This window comes from Amycolatopsis sp. NPDC003865 (assembly GCF_053605345.1).
On sequence record NZ_JBSGJA010000008.1, the window covers coordinates 28,475 to 50,279 of the forward strand.

Below are 21,805 nucleotides of genomic sequence, written 5' to 3' on the forward strand. Positions count from 1 at the left end.
TGCGCCATGAACAAGCGCACGGTCTTGGACGCCACCCGCGAGCTCCTCCGCGAACTCGGCCTCACCACGGTTTTCGGCAACCCCGGCACCACCGAGGTTCCGTTCCTCACCGACTGGCCGGACGACTTCACCTACGTCCTCGGTCTCCAGGAGTCCTCTGTCGTGGCGATGGCCGACGGCTTCGCCCAGGCCTCGCGCCGGCCCGTGCTGGTCAACCTGCACTCCGCCGGCGGCGTCGGGCACGGGCTCGGCAGCCTCTACACCGCCTACCACAACCGGACGCCGCTGATCGTCGTCGCCGGGCAGCAGACGCGGAACCTCCTGCCGCACGACCCCTTCCTCGGCGCCGTCGACGCGCCCCAATTCCCCAAGCCCTACGTCAAGTGGGCCGTCGAACCCGCCACCTCCGAAGACGTCCCGGCCGCATTAGCCCGCGCTTACCACGTCGCGACGCAGGCGCCCTCCGGTCCCGTCTTCGTCTCCGTGCCCGCCGACGACTGGAGCGCCACCACCGAACGGCCGATCATCAGCCGTCCGCGCATCCGCGGGTTCGCACCCGACCCCGAAGCCATCGACGAACTCGCCGCCGCGCTCGACGCCAGCGAACGGCCGGCCATCGTCGTCGGCGGCGCCGTCGACCAGGACGCCGCCGTCGTCGAGACCGTCGCGCTCGCCGAACGGCTCAACGCCGCCGTGTACGTAGCGCCGATGTCGTTCCGGTGCTCGTTCCCCGAAAACCACCCGCTGTTCCAGGGCTTCCTCGAGCCGGAACGCGGTGTCGTCTCGGATCGGCTTGCGGGGCACGACCTCGTCGTCGTGCTCGGGGCACCCGCCTTCACCTACCACGTCGACCGCGGCCGCGGCGAAGCTCCGATGCCGCCGCTGTTCATCGTCAGCGACGACGAGCAGATCCTCGCGCGCGCCTACGACGGCACCGGAATCCGCGCGACGCCGAAGCTCGGCATCCGCGCCCTGCTGAACGCGGTCGGCCGGAGCGAGCGGCCCGCTCCGGCGCCGCACAAGCGGCCAGCGAAGCCGAGCGGGGAAACGCTTACCGGCGCCTACGTCTACTCGACGCTCGCGAAGCTGTTGCCGGACAACGCGATCGTCGTGGAGGAGGCGCCCAGCCACCGCGGCGTCCTGCACGACCACCTGCCGATCACGGCGACGGACACGGGTTTCCTGACGATGGCCAGCGGGACGCTGGGCTACGGCGTCCCGGGTACGGTGGGCGCGGCGCTCGCCTGCCCGGACCGCCCGGTCGTCGGGGTCATCGGCGACGGTTCCAGCATGTACGGCATCCAGGCCCTCTGGACGGCCGCGCGCCACGACGTCCCGCTGACGATCCTGATCCTCGACAACACCGAGTACGCGGCGGTCCGCATCTTCGGCGACTCGATCGGCGGCGGCAAGCTCCCGGGCACCGAGCTGGGCGGCATCGACTTCGCGGTGCTGGCCTCGAGCCTGGGCTGCCAGGGCGTGACGATCACCGAGCCGTCCGGTCTGGTCCCGGGCCTGACCGCGGCCTTCGCCGACAAGCGCCCGACGCTGGTGCACATCCGTGTCACGTCGTCGGAGAAGTCGCCGTACTAGCACGGCGAGGGGCGGTCAGGCACCGGCCAGGAGTTCCAGCAGCCGCGCGACCTCGTCGCGCATCCGGTCGCGTCCTGGGGAGAGGTACCGGCGGGGGTCGGTCAGGCTTTCGCGTTCGGCGAGCGTCGCGCGGACCGCGCCGGTCAGGACCTGGTTGAGCCGGGTGCCGACGTTGACCTTGCGGATGCCGTGCCCGACCGCCCGCCGGACGCCGTCGTCGGGGACGCCGGACGAGCCGTGCAGGACCAGGGGCACGGGCACCGCGGCGGCGAGCCGGCCGATCAGCTCGTCGTCCAGCACCGCGTCGCGCCCGGCCATCGCGTGCGACGACCCCACCGCCACCGCGAGGGAGTCGACGCCGGTGGCGGCGACGAACGCGGCCGCTTCGGCCGGGTCGGTCCGGACGCCCGGGGCGTGCGCGCCGTCCTTGCCGCCGATCTCGCCGACTTCGGCCTCCACCCAGCACCCCGCCGCGTGGCACCGCTCGGTCACCGCCCGGGTCCGCGTCACGTTCTCCGCGTACGCCGAACTCGCGGCGTCGAACATGATCGACCGGATGCCCAGCGCGAGACCTTGGCGGACCAGGGTTTCGTCGTCGATGTGGTCGAGGTGCACCAGCACCGGCACCGAGGCGGCGCCGGCCATGCTCAGGCACGCGGTCCCGAACGGGTCGAGCGAGCCGTGGTAGCGGACGGCGTTCTGGGAGATCTGCAGGATGACCGGGAGACCGGCCTGCTCGGCGCCCGCCACGATGGCCTCCGCGTGCTCCAGGAGGATCGCGTTGAACGCCCCGGCCGCCCCGCGCAGGCCGGTGAAAATGGTCCGGGCGTCGGTGTTCACGCGGTCTCCTTCACAGCGAGTGCCTCGAGCCAGCCGGCTCGGGCTTCGAGATCGACTTCGCCCGCGACGGGGCGCAGAACGGCGGCGGCCGACGTCGCGACGACGTCGGCCAGCGCGGCCGGCCAGTCCACTGTGGACACGTCGCCGGCGGCGGCCAGGTGGCGGGCCAGCGCGGCGGCGGCCGCGTCGCCGGCGCCGGTCGGGTTGCCGACGACCCGTTCGGCCGGCCGGACCCGGAACTCCCGGTCGGCGGTCACCGCGACCACGCCCTCTTCGCCGAGCGTGGCGACCACGGCGGCGGCGCCGTCGCGGACCAGCTGCCGGCCGGCCGCGACGGCGTCGAGGTGCGTCCCGGACAGGTCGGACAGTTCGGCCAGTTCGTCGTGGTTCGGGACGAGCACACTCCCCGTCCTCGCCGCGGCACGCAGGGCGGCGCCGGAGACGTCGGCGATCACCGGGACGCCGGCTTCGGCGCCGAGCCCCGCCAGCCGGGCGGGCACCTCGTCGCCGAGGCCGGGCGGCACGCTCCCGGAGATGACCACTGCGCCGGCCCCCGCTGCCAGCTCGGCGCGAAAGGCCGCGACCACGTCGTCCCGGGTCCCGGCCGCCACGGCGTTGCCGCGTTCCTGCAAGCTCGTCGTGACGCCGTCGTCCTCGACCACCGCCACCGTCCGGCGCACCGCGTCGAGGGCGGGGAGCAGCCGGTGGGGCAACCCGAGCCGGTCGAGACCGGCCCGGAACTCGTCGGGCTCCTCTCGCCCGCACAACGCCAGGACGACGCTGTCGCCGCCCAGCTGCCGGGCCACCGCGGCGACGTTCACGCCCTTGCCACCGGCCCGGCTGCGCACGCTCGCCACGCGGACGGTCTCGCCGACCGCCAGCCCGGCCACCCGGTAGGTGACGTCGATGGCGGGGTTGAGGGTGACGGTCAGGATCCGGCTCACGACGCGGCTTCCCGCCGATCGGCCGGCGCGGGGGCGGCGGCCGGCTCTTCGCCGCTCTTCTCCGTGCTGTAGACCATGAGCGACGAACCGACGAGGGCGAGCACGATGCCGGCGAGCTGGAACCCGGTCGGCAGGGTCTGGAAGACGATCAGCGAGAGCACGATGGTCAGCACCGGCGCCAGCGCGTTGGTGATCGGGGCGACGATCGTGGCCTTGCCCCGGCTCATGGCCATCACGAGGAACAGCGCGCCCACCGCGTTGAGCAGCTGCGTGATCGCGGTCAACGCGGGTGCCTGCCACGGGAACGACAGCGGGAGCCCGCCCATCATGATCAGGGCGACGGGGATCAGCAGCAGCCCGCTGACCGTCATCCAGCCGAACGTCGTCGCGTCGTTGACCCCGACGACGGCGGCCTTGCGCATGAAGTACGCCTGCACGCCCCAGGCGATGCAGACTCCGATCGCCAGCCACAGATAGGTTCCGCTCGTCTCCTGCGAGTCGCCCGAGGACACCGAGAACAGGACGATGGCGACCAGCGCGAGGACGACGCCGATCCAGCTGAGCGCGGTGAGCCGCTCCCGCAGCGCGGCGAACGCCATCAGCACGGTGATCGCCGGCGACAGCGCGACGATCGGGAAGATGATGTAGGCCGGCCCGATCGTGAGCGCCTTGAACAGCACCAGCTGCCCGCCCGCGCCGGTCAGCCCGATCAGCAGCCCGTAGACCGCGGCGATCGGGCGGCGGTCGATCTTCTGCCCGCGCAGCGAGAAGTACGCGGGGATGAGCATGGTGATCGACCAGATGACGTAGACCATCGGGTCGGGGTAGCCGTAGCGGGAAGTGGGCAGGCTGGAGAACGCGCCCCAGACGCCCCAGAACAGGACCAGCAGGCCGGCGTAGGGAATCCAGGCGGCGCGGCGCTTCGATGCGGTCATGACAACCCCTCCAAGGTGGGGACGGCGGAAATCCGGTCGAGCGGGATCGGGTGGCCCGCGAGCCGGGCGGCGTAGACCGCCGCGCCGACGTGCGGTGGCAGCAGGGGCTCGCGCAGCTCGTAGCCGTGGCTGCCGTGTTCGAGCGCTTCGCGGAAGGAGGCCAGCAGGTGGGCCGAGCCGAACATGCCGCCCGAATAGGACACCGGCACGGTCTGCTCCGGTTCGAACCCCAGCGCGGCGGCCCCGGCTTCGACGTGCAGGGCCAGCTCCCGCCCGGCGCGGCCGAGGATGACGGCCGCGGTGGGGTCGCCCGCCTCCGCGGCGCGGGTGACGGCCTTGCTGAGGTCCGCGATCTTCCCGCGGTCGCCGTGCCACTGGTTCATGACGATGTCGATGGCGTCGAGGTCGGTGCGCACCCCGAGCGCCCGGCGCATCTCCTCGGCCAGCCCGGTCGCCGGCTGGCGCCCGTCGCTCATCCGGGAGAACGCGCCGAGCCCCTGGACCGCCACCCAGTAGCCGGAACCTTCGTCGCCGAACAGCTCGCTCCAGCCGCCGGCGCGCCACTGGCGGCCGCGGTGTTCCCCGTAGGCGATGGACCCGGTGCCCGCGACGACGTTGATCCCGTCCGCGCCGCCCAGCGAAGCCGCCCAGCCGCAGATCATGTCGTTGCCGCACGCGTACCCGACCCCGCCCAGGATCCGGCCGGGGAGCGCGTCGAGCACCGGCACGTCGGCGGAAATCTCGCCGTAGCAGGGAATGCCGAAGAAGGCGTGGGAAAGATCGGTGACGTCGATGCCCGCGGTGGCGCAGACCTCGCCGATTCCCCGGCGCAGCAACGGTTCGACGATGCCGATGCCCTGCTGCAGGTAGTAGAGGCCGGCCGTGCGGGCTTCCGCGACGACGTGCCCGTGCGCGTCGACCAGGCAGAAGGCGGTTTTCGTCCCGCCGCCGTCCACACCGAGGTACATGGCTCAGCCCTCCGGGGTCGGGAACTCGTGGATGACGACCCCGCGGACCACGCGGTTGACTTCACCGCCGGGGAACGGGTTGTCGGGGGTCAGGCCGTGGGCGAGCGAACACGCCAGGGCGATCGACTGCGCCGGGATCGCCGCCACGATGGCCCGCGCGGAGTCGGGCAGGTGCGTGGTCCCGGGGATCGGCCAGTCGCCGTCGTCGCCGCCGATGACCAGAACCCGCTCGGGGCCCAGGGACTCGACCAGTTCGCGCGCGATGTCGTCGTCGTAGCGGCGGGTGTGGGGATCGCCGGAGGGGAAGACGACCGCGACCGTCCGGTCGTCGAGGACCGACTTGGGGCCGTGCCGGAAGCCCAGCGGGGTGTCGGCGACCGCGACGACCGCGCCTGCGGTGAGTTCCAGGCACTTCAGCGCGGCCTCGCGGGCCAGGCCCTTGAACGCGCCGGAGCCGAGGTAGACCAGCCGGGCCGGATCGGCGGCGGCCACCGCTTTCGCCCGGGTCGCCGCGGTGCGCAGGACGTCTTCCGCCGCCCGGGCCGCGGCTTCGACGTCCACCTCGAGGCCCAGGGCGAGCAGGGCGGCCAAGGTCATCCCGGTGAACGACGACGTCATGGCGAAGCCGTGGTCGTTCAGCCGCTCGGGCAGCGTCAGCACGACGGCGTTCTTGGCGTCGGCCCAGTGGCGGGCGAGCGCGCCGGCGGCGTTGCAGGTGATGACGATGTGGTGCAGCGCGGGGGTGAGCCGCTGCAGCAGCTCGGCCGCGGCGGCGGATTCGGGGCTGTCGCCGCTGCGGGCGAACGACACCAGCAGCACCGGCCGGTCGTCGGCGACCGACCGCGGGGCGGCGACGATGTCGGTCGTCGCGATCGGTTCGACCGGCCGGCGAAGGTGGCGGGCGAGGTCGGGCGCCACGACTTCCCCGATGTAGGCCGAGGTCCCCGCGCCGGTCAGGACGATCCGGGTCCGCGGGTCGGCGAGCGCGTCGCCGAGCAGGCGGTCGATGCCGGCCCGCGCGGCCGCGACGGTCCGCGCCACCTCGGGCCACGTGCCGGGCTGCTGCCGGATCTCGCCGGCGGTGCGGCTTTCGCCCGGCTGCTTCTGGTGCACTGACACCCACCTCACCTTTCGGTCGTGGCCGGTTCGGCCATGCGGTCCGCTCTTGGTACGTCGCGCCGGTCCGGGGAGCAAGAGTTGCCGCGCAAACGAGCATCGCGGATGTTCGTTTGGCGTGTTACCGCTGGTGAGTTGTCGGATGGATGCACGAAAATGTTCGAATCAGTCGTATAGTGTGCAAGTATGAGCCTTGCCGATGTCGCCGAACCGACGGCGGAGGAGCGGCCGCGACGGCGCGCGCCCCGGTCCGAACGGATGGCGGAGATGGTGCGCGAACTGGGCGAAACGGGCCGCCTGCGCGTCGGTGAGCTCGCGCGCCGGTTCGGCGTCTCCGAAGCCACGCTGCGCCGGGACCTGACCGCGCTGGAGGAGCAGCGGCTGCTGACCCGGACCCACGGCGGCGCCCTGGCCCAGGGGGTGGCCGGCGAGCTGCCGGTCCGGTACCGGGAAGGCCGGTCGAGGGACGCGAAACGGGCGATCGCCCGGCAGGCGGTGCGCCGGCTGCCGGTGGGCCCGCACGTGATCGCGCTGACCGGCGGCACGACCACGGGCGAACTGGCGAAGGAGCTGCCCGACCGCGCGGACCTCACGGTGGTGACCAACGCGCTGAACACGGCCATGGAGATCGTGCTGCGGCCCCGGGTGAAGCTCGTGGTCGTCGGCGGCGTTTCGCGTCCGCGGTCCTACGAGCTGGTCGGCCCGTGGGCGGAGCAGGTCCTGGCGTCGATCAACATCGGCACGGCCTTCATCGGCGTCGACGGCATCGACGCGGCGGGCGGCATCACCACCCACGACGAGAACGAAGCCAGGACGAACCGCGCGATGCTCGGCCGCGCGCAGCGGGTGGTCGTCATCGCCGACGGCAGCAAGCTCGGCCGGCGCACGCTGGCGCGGATCGGGGACATCACCGAGGTCGACGAGCTGATCACGGATCCCTCGGCCGATTCCGGCAGCGTGGCGGCGATCCGCGCCGCGGGTGTGCGGGTGACGGTCGTCGACCTGCCCGCGCGGCCCGGGACCGGCCGGTCGATCGCCTGAGCGTCCGACCCGGACGATCGACGCCGGTTCTCATCGCGCTGCGACGGCGACTGCTCGACGATCTCGGCGGACTTGGAGCGCGCTCCAGGGCAAGCCGGAGGGCGGCCCCGCCGCCGGGCTCCGGGTCGCGAACGACGACCGGGCCGGCCCGGGCGGCGACCTCTCGAAGGAGGAGGAAGCCGGCCGGGCCGGCCCGGTCGAGGAGCGTTCTCCGTCGCGTCAGCTGGTCGACTGCGGGGCGATCATCGACGCGGCGTCCACGGAGGACGTGATCGCGCCCATCTGGAGCATCAGGTCGGGGACCCGCTGGAGGCGCCGGGGATCCAGCTTGACGCCGAAGCTGGGCAGGGTGAGCAGCTTGGCGGTGTCCTCGTCGATCTTGGCGTACTTGACCAGCAGGGGCTCGATCTTGGACCGGTCCTTGTTCGTCTCGCTGGTGGCCCGCTGCAATGCGCGCTGGAACGCGGCCAGGGTCTTCGGGTTCGCCTGCACCCACTTCCGGTTCGCGCCGTAGCCCGACAGCGGGAAGTCCTGGGTGGCGCCGGTGTTGACGTCGATCAGCGGGATCGCGCCGGCGGCCTTGGCGGCCTGCGAAATGAACGGCTCGGGCAGCAAAGCCGCGTCGACCTGGCCCTGCTGCAGTGCCGCCGCGACGTTCGGAAACGGGATCTGGGACCAGTTCACCTTGGTCGGGTCGAGGCCGTGGTCCTTCATGATGGACTTGACGAGCAGGTCGCTGGCCGTGTTCTTGGCGGTCATCGCGATCCGCCGGTTGGCAAGGTCGTTGACCGTCTTGACCGGCGAATTCGGCACCGTGACGATCGCGATCGACTTCGGGCTGATCGAAGTCGCGTCCGCGACGAGCTGCAGGTCCGCCGAGCCGGTGTTTTTCGCGACGAAGAACGGCATGTAGCTCGAGATCGCGATGTCGGTTTCCCCGGAAATCGCCTTCGTCATCGCCGCCTGGCCGCTCGCGGCCACGATGGCCTCGACCTCGAGGCCCTCGTCCTTGAAGTACCCGCTGTCCTGGGCGAGCCACAGCGGGACGGTGTCGACGGTGGGCAGGACCGCGACCTTGATCTTCGTCTTCTCCAGGCCACCCCCGCTCGGCGGGGCGCTCGAGTTGTCGTCCGAGCCGAGCGCGCTGCAGCCGGTCAAGGCCGTGGCGGCGGCGACGGTGAGGGCGAGCCCGAGCACGGCGCGACGGGTACGACCCCGGCCCCTGCTCACGGCGAATGGAAGCAAGGTCTGCTCCTAGAAAAAATAACGGTTCGCGAACCGAATCCAGTGGGAGTGAGTGACTCATTCCCCAGAGTCACGCGGGACACTGTAGAGAAAATGACTGGTAGCTCACAATGGGGTAGATCAAGACCCGTGCGAGTGATGCGCATCACTCTTTTGGCCTCTGGCCTACATTCACTGCTCCACTCGCCGTAAACGATCACTCAACGTAAAGTCGACTTTGCCGATGCACGACGAAAAGCGCTCGGCCTGTCCGAATTCGCCAATTCGCACGAGTCATCGAAATTGTCGAATGTTCGCGTCTCGCGACAACGCTTGGCTACTTCGGAGGCTGGAAACCGCCGATCTCCGGTTCGAGCAGTTCGGCCAGCCGCAGCGGGGTCCGGTCCTCGAACATCGGACCGATGAGCTGCACCCCGACCGGCAGGCCCTCGGGAGACCGGCCGGCGGGAACGGCCGTGGCGGGCAGCCCGGGCATGGTGGCCAGGCCCGCCCAGACGAGCTGGTCGAAGTACGGGTGTTCGACGCCGTCGACGGCGATGCGCCGCCGCATCGGATTCGGGGTGTGGTCGTGCGGGAACGCGGGCGTCGGCGTGATCGGGCACACCACGGCGTCGAACTCCGCGAACAGCCGCCGCCAGCCGTGGCGGTGCGCTTCGCGGCGGTTGTTCGCCTCCAGCCAGTCGCGGTGGCTGAACGCCAGGGCGCGCAGCCGCACGGCGTCGAGGCTCTCGTCGCCCGCGCTCGGCTGTTCGAGCGCATCGAGCGGAAACCGCGCCACGGACCCCGAAATCAGCAGCTGCATGGAGAGGGTCGCCGCCTCGGTCAGGTCGGGCAGCAGCGGACTGCGCCGTTCGACGCGGGCACCGCCGTCGGCGAGCGCGCCGGCCACCCGGTGCACGCCCGCCCGCACCGCGGCCCCGGTCGGGATGAGCGGATGGTCCTCGAGGACGAGGACCCGGAAGTCGCCGAGCCGTTCGTGGCGCGCGGGCGGCAGTGCCAGCCGGTGCGCCACGCCGTGCGTCAGCGGGTCCGGCCCGGCCATGACGTCGAGCAGGAGCGTGAGGTCGCGGGCGGAGCGCGCCATCGGCCCGACGACGGCCAGGTCCGGATCGACCGGCAACGCCGGCTCCGAGGGCGGGACCATGCCGCGGCCGGCCGCCAGCCCGAGGGTCGGCTTGTGCGCGTAGACACCGCAGAAGTGCGCGGGGGTGCGCAGCGAGCCGGCGAGGTCGGAGCCGATGGACAGCGCGCCGAACCCGGACGCCAGCGCCGCCGCCGACCCGCCGGACGACCCGCCCGAGGTGCGGTCGCGGTCCCACGGGTTGGTGGTGGTGCCGTAGATCTCGTTGAAGCTCTGGATGTCCTGCAGTCCCAACGGCACATTGGTCTTGCCGAGCACCACCGCGCCCGCGGCCTTGAGCCGCGACACCTGGACCGCGTCCTCGGCCGGGTGGAAGTCCCGGTGCGGCGGCATGCCCCAGGTCGTGGGCAGCCCGGCGATGTCGTAGGACTCCTTGACCGTCACCGGAACGCCGAGCAGCGGCCGGTCCTCGCCGCGGGCGCGTGCTTGGTCGGCCCGCTGCGCGGCAGCGCGTGCGCGGTCGAAGTCCGGTACGCAGATCGCGTTGACCACCTCGTCGTCGCGCTCGATGCGGGTGATCGCCTCGTCGGTCAGTTCGGCCGAGGTGACCGCACCGGCACGCAACGCGGCGAGGAGCTCTTCGGCCGTCCGATAGCTGAATTCCATGAGCCGGAAGCTAGCGACCAGCCGCCGGGGACACGAAATTCCCTTTCGCGCAACGGGAAAGCCGAACGGGCCGAGGGCCGCGTCCACCTGGACAGCCACGAAACGCCACCGCGCGCAACGGGACGGACGTCTCACTCACGCCCGGGGAGCCGCGCACCTCGTGGGACGCCTGCTTCGCCCTTGGACACTCCCGGCGGGACGTTGAAGAGGAGCCCGTCACCGCCGTTCCTGGGTGGACAGCCGCCACCACCCGAAACCGACCCCGCGAAAGGCGGCGCGCGTCATCCGCGTCAGTGCGGACCTCGCCCGCAGCCGCGCGAGGACCCGCGATGTCCACCACCACGATCGTCGTTGCCTCCGTCACGGCGTCTTGGCCGGCGGCTTGCCCCAAAGCGTCATCTTGGCCGGGTCGTACGGCCGGACCGTGATCGTCACCCCGCCCCGCAAGACGCCTTCCTCGATGAGCTCTTTCCGGTCACCGGCCAGGATGTGGATGCATCCGTGGGACATGACCAGGTCTCCCGCCTCCAGCGCCCGGGAAGCGTCGTCGGTCTCCGGGGTCGTGTGGATGATGTCGCCCTTGGTCCCGGTGAGCCGGAAGCCCTCCTTGCCGAAGTCGTTGAGGATCCACGTGCCGGGCAGCGGCCGGAACGGCCCGCCCGCCCGTGCCTGTTCGATCTCCGTGTTCACCTCCGCGGTCTTGCTCCGGTCGTCGGCCAGCTCGTGGAGCGCGAGCACCCTCGTCGTCTCGAACAGGATCTGCGCCCGGGTGAGCTTGGTCTTCAGCTTCGTCACGGAGATCCACTTGCCGTCGCGCTGGAACAGGATGTCGGTTCCGGTGTCCTTGACCGGGGTGCCGTTCGCGAGCTGCGAGTACTTCCACGAGTCGCCCACGACCGGGCTGCCCTCGCCGAGGGTGAAGGTCCCGGCCGTGGTCGGGTTGAACGTGTGCCCGGGGTTCTTCTCGTCCTTCTTCGACTCCGGCGGACCGCCGCGGGCGGGCACGGTCTTCGTCAGCTTGCCCTTCACGAAGACCCTCAGTTCCCCCATCGGTTGCACCAGGCCGCTTTCGACCACTGTGGACACGTCGGGGACGAACTCCAGCTTCAGCTCGGTGGCCGGCGGCCCGATGAGCGGCGAAAGCTCGGCCTCCAGCGCGGGCTGCTTCGGGAACGGTGCCTCGTTGACCCGTTTGAGCAGGCTCGCGAGCTCACCCTGGCTCATGCGCTTGTAGAGCCCGGTTCGCGCGGCCTTCGACAGCGCGAGCAGCGTCGCCCAGCATTCGGCGTAGGTGATCCGGCCCGCCGTCGCGTTGCGGAGGGCGTCCATGCCCGTCACCTCGCTCGCGGAAGCGTCCTTCCGCGCCGCCACGGCCATCGCCAGGTCGAGCCGCGGCTTGTCGTAGCGGGTGCCGTCGACAGGGTGCGCGACCAGCTTGGCGCGGGCCGCGCCCAGCTGCCGCAGGATGGCGACGATCCCCTCCGGGTTGTGCCCGTTGAGCAGCCACCAGGGGCCGCCCTCCCGGTTCCAGTCGTCGCCGTTCATCTGCGCGGCGACGCCGTCCGCGTTGTCCTTGGCCCACCCGCGCTGCACGACGATGCCGGCCGCCCGGTTGCCCGCGGTCCGCTGCAGGTGCAGCAAGAGCTCGGCTCGCGGAGCGCCGGGGCGAGCCGCCGGGGCGGAAGACACGGCAGTCGCGGGCTGGTCACGGCGGCGATCGCGCATCGGCTCCTCCCCTGACGTCGGTCTGCCGCGATTGTCGCCGGGAAGCCCGGGACGCCACAGGACCGGGCGGGTGCGCGAGCGGCCCGTTCCGGCTGCCCTTTGGTGCGCGGTGGGCTCGCCTCACGGCGACCGGCGCAGCCCGTCCAGCACCAGGGTGATGAGGCCGTCGGCCTCGGCTCGCCAGCCGGGACGGTCGTGGGCCGCGCCGATGCCGTGCAGTGCCACCAGGACGGCACCGGCGCCGACGTCATCGCGGATGGATCCCTCCTCCACCGCGGCGGCCACCAGGTCGGTGACGGCCTGCTCCAGTTCGCGGCTGCCCTCGGCGAGGGTGCCCGCCCCGGTCGCCATCAGCGTGGCCAGGGTCCGGGCGAGGCCGTGGTAGCTGTCGATGTAGCCGACCAGGTAACGCAGGAAGTTCGCCAAGGCCTCCCCCGCGCGCTGCGTGGCCCGCAGCTGGCGGGCGTGGGCGCACAACGTCGCGACTTCCCCGCGGTAGACCGCCTCGGCCAGCGCCTCCCGCGTCGGGAAGTGCCGGTACAGCGTGCCCGTGCCCACTCCGGCCAAGCGCGCGAAGTCGTCGAAGCGCAGGTCGAAGAAGCTTCCGTCGTCGAAGAGTTCGCGCGCCTTGGCCAGCACGGCGTCGCGGTTGCGCCGGGCGTCGGCACGCAGCGGCTTGCCGGCGTTCATCGGCCACCTCGCGTTGACAAGTGGGGCTCGCCTCCCTAGCTTGATAAGTGGAGATGACCTCCAATTTCATCTTACCCGACGAGGTGCGCGTGAAGATCCTCATGTTCGGCCGCGGCGTGATCGCCACGGTGCACGGCTGGGCCCTCGAGCGGGCCGGACATGACGTCGAGTTCTACGTCCGGCCGGGCCGCGCGTCGGCCTACGGGGAGGCGACCGACCTCGACCTGCTCGACGCGCGCAAGCGGGTGTGGGGGCGGCGCGTCGTCCAGGCGTGGCCGGTGCGCTACCGCGAGCAGCTGGCGCCCGGCCACGATTTCGACCTGATCGTGCTGAGCGTGCCGCACCACCGCCTCGCGGAAGCGGCCGCGTTCCTGGCACCGCGCGTCGGCGAAGCCACGGTGCTGGTGTTCGGCAACATCTGGGCCGAGCCACCCGCGGCGATCGGCGCTCTTCCCCTCGACCAGGTGGCGTGGGGCTTCCCCCTGGCGGGCGGCGGCTTCGGCGAAGACGGCGTACTCCGCGCAACGCTGCTGCCGGGGGTCGTCTTCGGCACGATCGATCGGCCCGCGACGGAGCGTGAGAAGGCGACGCGGCGGGTGTTTCGCGACGCCGGCTTCCGGGTGCGGGAGAAACGCGATTTCCGCAGCTGGCTGTGGATTCATTTCGCCGTGAACGCCGGCCTGCACGCGCAGGGCTTGCGACGGGGAACGCTGTCCGATCTGGCGGGGTCGACGAAAGACCTGCGCGAGGCGCTGCTGACCGGCCGCGAGCTCTTGCCGCTGCTCGAGGCGCGAGGGGTCGACCTGCGGCGCCATTGGCGTGGCACGCTGGGTTTCCGGGCGCCGACCTGGCTGACGGCCCCCGCGTTCGCGTGGCTGACGAGGCGTGTTCCGTTGGTGCGCAGGAGTTTCGAGGGCCAGTCCGACCCTGGAGCCCAGGAGCCGCGGGAGGTGTGCCGGGACGCTCTGTCCGAAGCCCGGCGGCTGGGCATCGCGGTACCACGGCTGGAAGCGGCGGAGCCGAGCTTCGCCGCCTGAGCGAGGAGTTCGCCGGACGCGCCGCTGATGCCGGATCGTGGATGCCGAAAACGGACGGCGTCCGCCCGGTTGGTCTGCGAGGGTTGCCCCATGACCGATCACCCGAAGCCGAAGGTACGCATCGTCCACTTGACCGGTCCGGCCTTCCACGCCCTCGCACGCGGCGACCTGGCGGCGGCGAACGCGGTCAGTCCGGTCCCCCTCTCCGCCTACTTCGCCGGCCCGGACTGGCGCGCGGTGTGGCGGACGCGCAGCACCCAAGTGGACGAAGACCCGGCCACCGCGACCTGGGTCACCGGCGTCATCTGGGACGAACAGCGGCACCTGGCCGTCGGCCGGGCCGGCTACCACGGGCCTCCCGACCCGGCGGGGACGGTCGAGATCGGCTACGCCGTCGAACCGGCACACCGACGCCGCGGCTACGCCCGCGCAGCACTGGAAACCCTGCTGCGCCGAGCCGCCGACGAGCCCCGGGTGCGCACCGTCCGGGTCACGATCAGCCCCGGCAACCTCGCCTCCACCCGGCTGGCATCGCAGTACGGCTTCGTCGAAATCGGCGAGCACCGGGACGACGAGCTCGGGCTGGGAATCGTCTACGAAGTCGACGCGGGGCAGCCGTAGCCGGCCCGCCAGTACGTCACCGCGAGCACTGCGCGGGAGAATTGCGTTGGTGGGCCCTCCATGATCGGGAACAATCGCCGGAATGGACATGCGCGCTCTTCTCTCCAGGATCGATCCGCTGGCCGCGCCGGCCCGGCGGCGGGTCTTCGCCGAGACCGCTCGCGCGCTGGCCGGTTCGCCGGAGCTGACCGCTCTGCTCGCGGAACTGGACGCCCACCCCGGGCTTCCGCGGGTCTGGGCCGTGATGATGGCCGTCATCGCGGACGACGACACGCACCTGCGCCACAGCCTCGTCGCGGCCGACACCCGGGTCGCCGGTCTGGCGATGAACCACTGCGTCCGCCGCGGCCGGCACTTCGACGTCGTCGCGGCGGCGCTTCCGACCGCTCCGCTCGCGTGGCGGCACTCCCTGTACCGCGTGTTGCGCGCCACCGGCGCCACCGAGTGGGCCGAGGCCCTGCTGCCGTCGGTGCGCGCCCGCTTCGGGGACCACGAGGCCGCCGCGATGCTCGCGGCCTGCGAGGCCGGCACGGTGACGGCTCTGCTGCCGGAACTGGACTTCGCCGTGCCCAACCTCGCCGCGCTGACCCGCCGGCACCCCGCTGCCGTCCTCGGGCACCTTCGCCGGAGGCTGACCGAAGCCGGCGACGCCGGCCGCGACGCCACCTGGGTGCGCTTCGGTCCCGCGCTGGGCCGGCTGGTCCGGCACGCCCCCGCCGAACTCGTCGGCCTGCTCGCGCGCTCCGGACCGCTCACCGGGCTCCCGGCCGGCGCGGACCGCTGGCTGGCCACGGCGATCGCGGCCGATCCGGACCGCGTCGTCGCGATCCTGGCCGATCCCGTGCGGCGCATCCGGTTCCGGCCGGGCCGGAGCGCCGAGCGCGCGCTGCGGCGGGCATCGGACGAGTCACTGACCTCGCTGGCGCGCACCTGCTTCGCCGACGTGCCCCGGTTGACGGCGTTGCTGCGCGGGCTCCCGCCCGCCCGGCGCGCGACCGTCCTGAGTGGAGCGCTGGGCGGCCGGAACCTCCAGCAGGCCGGGCTGCCGCTGACGCTGCTCGACCTGCTGCCGTGGCAGGTCCGGCACGAGCAGGCCCGCCTGCTGCTCGGCACCCGCCCGGTGGCCGACCACCCCGATCTGCGGCGGGAGGCGACCGCCCGGCTGCCGTGGCCGGAAGCCGAGCCCGCCCTGCGCGTCGTGACCGCCCGGCCGGCCGCCGCGGAGCGCGGCCTCGGTTATCCGCTGCTGATCGGCGCGGCGGCCGCGACCCGCGACCCGGACGTCGTCGCCGGCCTGCTGGATTCGCTGACCCGGCTGCCCAACGAGCAGGATCCGGTTCGCCACGCCGCCCTCGCGGCCGTCGCCGCGATCCCGGGCTGGCTGCTGCGGTCGGCCGATCCGGCGGTGCTGGTCAAGCTGGCCACCGACGCCGTCCAGGCCAGGGATGCGTCCTGGGGCACCCGTCAGGCCGTCGGCACGCTGGCCGTCACCGTGATCCGGCAGGGGACGCTCACGACGCGGCCCGACCTGGTCGAAAGCGGGCTGCACATCCTGGAGCTGTCCGGCAGCCACGCGCACACCCTCACCCTGCCCCGGCTCGACCAGGCCCTCCCCCGCGGCGCCGAGCACGGTGTGTTCTCGGCGCTGCGGCCTCGCATCGCCGCCGACGCCCGCGCCGGCCGCTACGGCCTGGTCCTGTCCCTCGCCGCGGGCCTGCGGCGGCGCGCGTGGACGATGCCGGACCTCCAGGACGCCGTGGGTGAAGCGACCGCCGCGGCCGACGACAGCACGGTCCGCCGGGCGATCGAGCTGTGGCTGGCTCCGCCCGCGACCCGGGACGAACGCGTGGCGGCCGTACTCCGCCGCGACTCGTCCACGATCACCGTCACCGCGGTGGCGAACGCGGTCGGCGGGCGCCGGACCGACCTGCTCGACCGGGTGCTGGACCGGCCGCCACGCGGCCGGTTCGCCGCGCGCGGGGTCCGGCTGGTCCCGACGTTCGGCGGCTCGTCGCGGCACTGGCTGCCGCGTCAGGTCGGCCGGTACGGCGAGCTGCTGGCCGACCTCGCCACCGCACCCCGCAAGCCGGTCTGGGAGCGGCTGTCGGCCGTGCGGCGCCTGGCGAGCCTGCCCGGCGCCGTCGCCGAAGACGTGGAACCGTTCCTCCTCGACGACGAAGTCGCCGTGGTCGAGGCCGCGCTGGCCGGGCTGGCCCAGATCGACCGGCCCGGCGACGCGCTGGGCACGTTGCTCGGGTACGCCGACACCGAACGCGCGCGGGTCGCGGTGTACGCGGCCGGCCGGGCCGCCCGGACCGTCCCGCCCGCCGAACTCGGCGCCGCACTCCGGCCGGTGCTGGCCGGGAAGAAGGTGACGTCGCGCAAGGAGGCGATCCGGCTGCTCGCCGAGCACCGCGTCCCGGGCGCGGCCGGCGAACTGGCCACCCTGTGGGCGGATCCGGATCTGCACCGCGACCTCCGCCGCGCCATCGTGTCGGCCGCGCGCCGGCTGCTCGACGACGAACGCGCGTGGCAGTGGCTGGCCGAAGCGACCACGACGTCCGCGGTGGCCACCGCGGTGACCGAAGCCGGCCCGCTGACCATCGCCGAGAAGCACCGTGCCCGCTACGGCGCGCTGGTGCGGTCCGTGGCGGGCAGCGCCGACCCGGACACCGCACAGGTCGGCTTGGCCGCCTGGCCCGCGTGGAGCGCCTGGGACCGCGAAGGCCCGGCCGCGCTGGTCACCCTGATCGGTGACCTGACCGGCACGGCGACGTGGCGGTCCGCAGTCCGGGCCCTGCTCGCCGCGTGCGCGGTCACCGGCGATCCGGCGCCGTTGCACGCGGTGGTCACGACGCTCGCCGGCCTGGGCGACGTCGTCGTCGACGGCCGGGACCAGCCGGCGTGGCAGCGACTGCGTCACTTCCTGGTGCACTTCGCCGCCTGCCTGGACACCGGGGGCGAAACGATGCGCGCTGCGGCGCAGCGGCTGGCCATGACGCTGGCGGAACGGGCGGAGTACCGATCGGACGCACTGCTGCTCGCCGTCACCGCCCTCCCCCGCCGGGGCGACCTGCTGCCGGACCTCCGCCGGATCGCCGCCTTCGCCGACCGTCCCGTGCCGGCGTGGCAGGTGACGCACCGGCTGGCCGCCTGGCTGGCCGGCCACGACCCGGGCCGCCCCGAGCTGCTCGGCACCGCGCGAGCACTCACGGCGAGCCCGGCGGAGGCCTTGCTGGCAGCGACCATCGCAGGTCAGGCCGGCCCGCACGCGGGGTGGCCGGCTCCGTGGCGGGAGCTGGTGTCGGTGCTTCGCGACCACCCGGACGCCGACGTCCGCGAACGCGCGTCGCGCATCTTCTTCGCTCCTGAGTGATGCGCCCGGCCCGGCAGCGGCGACCGCAGCCGCCGAGCCCGCGTGGACATCCACGTGTCGTCGTACGTCAGAGGCGGTACGCGGCGCAGTCCGCGCGCAGCCGGTCGTACTCGGCGCTCTGCTGTCCTTCGGCTGTCGGACGCGGCCCGAGTGCGTCGCATCCCGGAGGTACCTGGTAGACGATCCGGTAGCGGATCAGGCGGATGGCGGTGTCCAGCCAGTCGGGCCAGTCCCGCCCGGCTATGCCGCATCCCAGCGCGAGGTCGAACCAGAGCGGCAGCACTTTCCCGCCGTCGAGAACGGGATAGAGGAAGGTATCGATGTTCTGGTACAGGGTGCGTTCCGCTTGTTCACCCCGTTCGGCGCGGTGCCGGAGGTCGGCCCTTTTCCGCGAGGCGGTGTCCAGGTCGTCCTGTGCCCGGCGCGCATCGGCCTTCACGTGAGGAAGGAGTTGAGCGAGACGCGTTGCCTCCTTTCGGTTACCGGCCCACCGTTCCACCAGCTCGGCCAGCACCCTCCTGCTCGTCGTCGGATCCACTGTGGTCAGTTGACGAGCGGCCGTGACGGCTTCGTGCAGATGGCGCTGGTAAGCGGCGTCCTCGTCGCGGTACTGCTTGATCCGGGCCGTCGGTTCCCGGGTGTCCGTCATGCCGCGCAACTGGTGCGCCGCCTCCCGGCCGTCGGCCGCCAGCACGCCGAGTTCGGCCTGGCCGGCCGCCCAGTCGTCGATCTCGGCCGTCATTCCCGGCGCCTGGATCATCCGGATCTGCCGGTTCAGGACGACGCACTGGCGCTGTGCGCTTTCCGCATTCTTCGCGACCGAGGTCACCTCCTTGCTCAATGCGGCGAACTTCTTGTCCACAGAACCGCTTTGCTCGCCGAGGAGTTTCTTCCATTCCCTTCCCGCCTCGTCGAGCCTTGTGTTCATCTTCCGGATCCGCTCGCCGACCTCATCGGCCAGTTTTCGCTGCGATTCGGCGACGAGTTTCCTGGTGCTGTTCAGCTCGCCCGACGCCCATTCATGCAACTCGCGCAGCGCGCTCGTCAGCTCGTCGCGGCCGTCAGACACGTCGGCCTCCCACGACCAGCAGGAGTGCGCCGGACGTCACGGCCACCACTGTCATGACGAGCAACACCGCGTTCCATCCACCGAAAGCCGCCAGCGCCAGGAACACCAGGCCCGCCGCCGAACCGGCCCACCCGCCGAGCCGGGACAGCCTTGCGGCGCTTGCCTTCGCGCGACGCCGCTGCAGTTCTCGCAGCGCGTCTTCCAGCTCGCCGACGACCAGGGCGAGGTCGCCGAAGTCCCTGGACTTCTCCTCGCTCGCGTCCCAGCGACCGAGGGCCTGCCGGACGTTTTCCTGCACCATCCGAATTCGCGCGAAATCTTCATGGGTCTCGTTCATCCGCATGCGGCGCCCTCCGGCTCGTCCGTCAGGGTGAACATCGAAATGTACGCCCCGAAGGCGCGGCGCCGGGTTTTGTTGCTTCACCGATCCGCTGGTGCAACATTGGTGGCGTGACCCCACCGCGGCGAGGCAGGCCGAACACCTTCCCCGACGACATCGAAAGAGATCTTTTCGGCACCGTGTCCAACCGGAGCGCGGCGCGGTGGCTTTTGCGGACGTGCCGGACACACTCGCCCGATCCGGCTCTGTCGACGGTACGCGGGTTCGCCACGGCACTGAACGGGCCCACGGACGCGAGCACGATATCCCGCTGGGAGCGGTTGACCACGAAAATGCCGGCGGCGGCCGTCGGTCGCTACGAGAACCTGTGCAACCTGCCGGCAGGACAACTCACGGCGGTCCTGACGAGTTTGGGGTACGGACCGAACCGCGCCGCCGTCGACCACACGACGTCGAGGGTGCGCTCCCGCACGTCGGACCTGCTCGACCGGTGTTTCGGCGCGGACGAACTGAGCGGCGTCGACTGGCTGGAGCTCATCGGATTCTTCGTCGCCTCCCGGAACCTGTTGCCGACGCGGGACTGGCACCTGCTGGCGACGCGGCTGCTCACCGAGATGTCGGTCTCCGTCGGCTGGCACTACCTCCTCCGCCTGACCGCGCTCCACCGCCTCCACCGCCACCCGGAAGCCGGCCGCGTACTCGTGCCGGTGATCGCCGAGTTCGTCACCTCCCCGTCGTGCCAGGTGATCGCCGATCCGCTGGCCCTCCTGGCCGCCAATCCGCACCCCTCGGCCCAGCCGGTGCTCCTACGGCTGCTCCGGCACCCGCCCGACGAGCACCACCTGCGCGCGGCGATGGTCGCCTGGTCGGTACGCACCACCGGCACGTCGGACGACGTCGTACGCCGTATCGCCGCTGTGGCCGCCGGGCACCTCCTCGACCCGGGCCAGCCGCCCGCGGTGCGGCGAGCGGCGGCCGACCTCCTCGCCACCTGCCCCGCCGACACGCTCGACACCGGCGTGCGCCACGTCCGCCGGGGGCTGCGGGTGGACCAGGACCTTCGTGCCATCCTCGACCACCGTGCCCTGATCACGCCCACGTCGGCTTCCGCCGTGGTCGCCACACTCACCGCGGCCGTCCAGGACGCCGTCGACGACGGCTCGGCCCTCCCCGCTCTCATCCACCAGGCGATGTACAGCACGAACAGCGACGCGAAGGTCAACGCTGTCAACGTGCTCGGCGCGTCACCGTTCCGCGCGACGCTCGTGGCGGCAGCGTGCCGGCACCTCGCGGAGCCCGGCAGCGGCCGCCGCCCCGACGACGTGGCGGCGCTGGCCGATCTCGTGGGCAGCCTCGGCGACGCCACCCACCGACAGTCCTTGGAGTCCGTGTTGACCACCCCCGCTCCCGGCGCCGTCGCCGCGGCCGCCCAGGGACTGGCCCACCTGCCCGGTCGGACCGACCCCGCCACCTGGTTGCGGGTCCTGGCACTGCACCCGGTGCCGGACGTCGTCAGAGCGGTCGCCTACGCGGCCGGCATGAACCAGGACCGCGCGACCCTCTGGACCCTGCGCGCCGACTCCCGGGTGAGCCGACGAGTCACGTGGTGGCTGAACTTGCCGGCAGCCGCCCAGCGCAGCGCGCGCCGGTGACGGCCCGCTACTGCCTCGCCAGGGCCCAGGGCATGAGTTTCGCGGCGAGCGCCCGGCTGAACGGGCGGACCAGGTCCTGGAGTTCGGTACAGGCGGACTCGCCGATGTGCGCGTAGGGCGTCACGCTGTTCTCGTCGGTCGCTTTCTCGATCTCCGCCCGGCGGGCGGCACCCTCGGGGGTGAACGTCAGGTCGGCGTCGCCGGTGAGCCAATCCCGCTCACGCAGACCACTGACGGCTTCGCTCCAGTCCGCCGCGGACCACGCCCGGGACGTGCGCAGGGACTCGGCGGGAACGGCACCGGATGCCGCGTGGGTCACGAGCGCTTCGATGCCGCTGAGGCCGGCCGTCAGCAGAGCGGCCACGTGGGCGTCGCCGCGGTACTCACGGAGCAGGGTCTGCGCGTGCCACAGCACCAGGTGGGGTTCGGCAGGCCACGGCAGGGCCGCGTGAGCGGCGAACAAGGGACGGCCGGTGACGTCGCCGGTCACCGTCTCGGCGGCCTCGCGAAGGAGTGCGGCGGCCCGGCGCATCTCGGGGGAGGTGATCGCGTCCCCCAAGATGCCGCGCAGGGCCCGATCGGCCGCGGCGTAGCGGGCGGCGATGACCGCGGCCGGGCCGGTCACGGACCAGGCGCCGGCCATCGACTCCTCGACGAGGACCGGGTTGAAGTTGTAGAAGGTGGCGACGACGACCGGCGCCGGGACCGCGCCGAGCGCCGCCGACCGCGACGCGAAGTAGCCGGCATGGCCCCGGAGGCCGAGTTCCCCGTACGCGGCCACGGCTTCCGGAGCGAAGTAGATCATTCCGTGGTAGGGCTCGAGCACTCGCCAGGTCCGCCGCGCCGTTTCGATCACCGGGTCAACA

At 72.4% G+C, this 21,805-nt stretch carries 18 protein-coding genes; 6 read left to right on the top strand and 12 right to left on the bottom strand.

Annotation, left to right across the window (positions count from 1 at the left end):
* The first annotated feature begins 6 nt into the window (after window positions 1-6).
* Window positions 7-1,593 carry a benzoylformate decarboxylase gene (mdlC, locus tag ACWEVP_RS20025; RefSeq protein ID WP_452064045.1) on the top strand — a complete coding sequence of 529 codons (1,587 nt, stop codon included), beginning with the start codon at window positions 7-9 and terminating at the stop codon, window positions 1,591-1,593.
* Between the two features lie 15 nt (window positions 1,594-1,608).
* Here mdlC and ACWEVP_RS20030 read toward each other — a convergent pair whose 3' ends face one another.
* From ACWEVP_RS20030 to ACWEVP_RS20050, 5 genes are read right to left on the bottom strand one after another with little or no spacing between them, the layout of a single operon-like run.
* Window positions 1,609-2,433, bottom strand: a complete 825-nt coding sequence (locus tag ACWEVP_RS20030) for a class II fructose-bisphosphate aldolase (protein ID WP_452064046.1) — start codon at window positions 2,431-2,433, stop codon at window positions 1,609-1,611.
* The gene (locus ACWEVP_RS20035) at window positions 2,430-3,377 is read right to left on the bottom strand and encodes a 1-phosphofructokinase family hexose kinase (RefSeq protein WP_452064047.1); all 948 of its coding nucleotides are present in this window, start codon (window positions 3,375-3,377) and stop codon (window positions 2,430-2,432) included. The genes ACWEVP_RS20030 and ACWEVP_RS20035 overlap by 4 nt, the downstream gene beginning before the upstream one ends.
* Window positions 3,374-4,312 carry a DMT family transporter gene (locus ACWEVP_RS20040; protein WP_452064048.1) on the bottom strand — a complete coding sequence of 313 codons (939 nt, stop codon included), beginning with the start codon at window positions 4,310-4,312 and terminating at the stop codon, window positions 3,374-3,376. The genes ACWEVP_RS20035 and ACWEVP_RS20040 overlap by 4 nt, the downstream gene beginning before the upstream one ends.
* Window positions 4,309-5,280: an N-acetylglucosamine kinase gene (locus ACWEVP_RS20045; RefSeq protein WP_452064049.1), complete on the bottom strand. Its 972-nt coding sequence runs from the start codon at window positions 5,278-5,280 to the stop codon at window positions 4,309-4,311. The genes ACWEVP_RS20040 and ACWEVP_RS20045 overlap by 4 nt, the downstream gene beginning before the upstream one ends.
* A 3-nt stretch (window positions 5,281-5,283) precedes the next feature.
* Entirely contained in the window at window positions 5,284-6,399 is a 1,116-nt protein-coding gene (locus ACWEVP_RS20050) for an SIS domain-containing protein (protein WP_452064050.1), read from the bottom strand.
* A 183-nt stretch (window positions 6,400-6,582) separates the two neighbouring features.
* Between ACWEVP_RS20050 and ACWEVP_RS20055 the strand changes: the two genes are divergently transcribed.
* On the top strand, window positions 6,583-7,437 hold the full coding sequence (locus ACWEVP_RS20055; RefSeq protein WP_452064051.1) for a DeoR/GlpR family DNA-binding transcription regulator: 855 nt from the start codon (window positions 6,583-6,585) through the stop codon (window positions 7,435-7,437).
* Window positions 7,438-7,656: 219 nt separating this feature from the next.
* On the opposite strand, the gene ACWEVP_RS20060 is transcribed toward ACWEVP_RS20055, so the two are convergent.
* The 4 genes from ACWEVP_RS20060 to ACWEVP_RS20075 all read right to left on the bottom strand — a co-directional run bounded on the left by ACWEVP_RS20060 (window position 7,657) and on the right by ACWEVP_RS20075 (window position 12,844).
* Complete coding sequence (locus tag ACWEVP_RS20060; RefSeq protein WP_452064052.1) at window positions 7,657-8,634, bottom strand: ABC transporter substrate-binding protein; 978 nt, start codon at window positions 8,632-8,634, stop codon at window positions 7,657-7,659.
* Window positions 8,635-8,998: 364 nt separating this feature from the next.
* Entirely contained in the window at window positions 8,999-10,429 is a 1,431-nt protein-coding gene (locus ACWEVP_RS20065) for an amidase (RefSeq protein ID WP_452064053.1), read from the bottom strand.
* Between the two features lie 360 nt (window positions 10,430-10,789).
* Window positions 10,790-12,154, bottom strand: a complete 1,365-nt coding sequence (locus tag ACWEVP_RS20070) for a hypothetical protein (protein WP_452064054.1) — start codon at window positions 12,152-12,154, stop codon at window positions 10,790-10,792.
* 120 nt (window positions 12,155-12,274) lie between these two features.
* Complete coding sequence (locus tag ACWEVP_RS20075; RefSeq protein WP_452064055.1) at window positions 12,275-12,844, bottom strand: TetR/AcrR family transcriptional regulator; 570 nt, start codon at window positions 12,842-12,844, stop codon at window positions 12,275-12,277.
* Between the two features lie 89 nt (window positions 12,845-12,933).
* Here ACWEVP_RS20075 and ACWEVP_RS20080 point away from each other — a divergent pair, with 89 nt between their 5' ends.
* The 3 genes from ACWEVP_RS20080 to ACWEVP_RS20090 all read left to right on the top strand — a co-directional run bounded on the left by ACWEVP_RS20080 (window position 12,934) and on the right by ACWEVP_RS20090 (window position 17,878).
* Window positions 12,934-13,881: a ketopantoate reductase family protein gene (locus ACWEVP_RS20080; protein WP_452064358.1), complete on the top strand. Its 948-nt coding sequence runs from the start codon at window positions 12,934-12,936 to the stop codon at window positions 13,879-13,881.
* Between the two features lie 90 nt (window positions 13,882-13,971).
* Window positions 13,972-14,502 (top strand): GNAT family N-acetyltransferase, encoded by a 531-nt coding sequence (locus ACWEVP_RS20085; RefSeq protein ID WP_452064056.1) that lies wholly within the window; start codon window positions 13,972-13,974, stop codon window positions 14,500-14,502.
* 88 nt (window positions 14,503-14,590) lie between these two features.
* Window positions 14,591-17,878, top strand: coding sequence for a hypothetical protein (locus tag ACWEVP_RS20090; protein WP_452064057.1), 3,288 nt, complete (start codon window positions 14,591-14,593; stop codon window positions 17,876-17,878).
* 67 nt (window positions 17,879-17,945) lie between these two features.
* Here ACWEVP_RS20090 and ACWEVP_RS20095 read toward each other — a convergent pair whose 3' ends face one another.
* A complete protein-coding gene (locus ACWEVP_RS20095; protein ID WP_452064058.1) occupies window positions 17,946-18,947 on the bottom strand; it encodes a hypothetical protein in 1,002 nt (333 codons plus the stop codon).
* Window positions 18,940-19,290 (bottom strand): hypothetical protein, encoded by a 351-nt coding sequence (locus tag ACWEVP_RS20100; protein WP_452064059.1) that lies wholly within the window; start codon window positions 19,288-19,290, stop codon window positions 18,940-18,942. Before ACWEVP_RS20100 ends, ACWEVP_RS20095 begins: the two co-directional genes overlap by 8 nt.
* A 317-nt stretch (window positions 19,291-19,607) precedes the next feature.
* On the opposite strand from ACWEVP_RS20100, the gene ACWEVP_RS20105 reads away from it, so the two are divergent.
* Window positions 19,608-20,939 (top strand): hypothetical protein, encoded by a 1,332-nt coding sequence (locus ACWEVP_RS20105; protein ID WP_452064060.1) that lies wholly within the window; start codon window positions 19,608-19,610, stop codon window positions 20,937-20,939.
* A gap of 7 nt (window positions 20,940-20,946) precedes the next feature.
* On the opposite strand, the gene ACWEVP_RS20110 is transcribed toward ACWEVP_RS20105, so the two are convergent.
* A complete protein-coding gene (locus ACWEVP_RS20110) occupies window positions 20,947-21,795 on the bottom strand; it encodes an SCO6745 family protein (RefSeq protein ID WP_452064061.1) in 849 nt (282 codons plus the stop codon).
* Window positions 21,796-21,805: the final 10 nt, after the last annotated feature.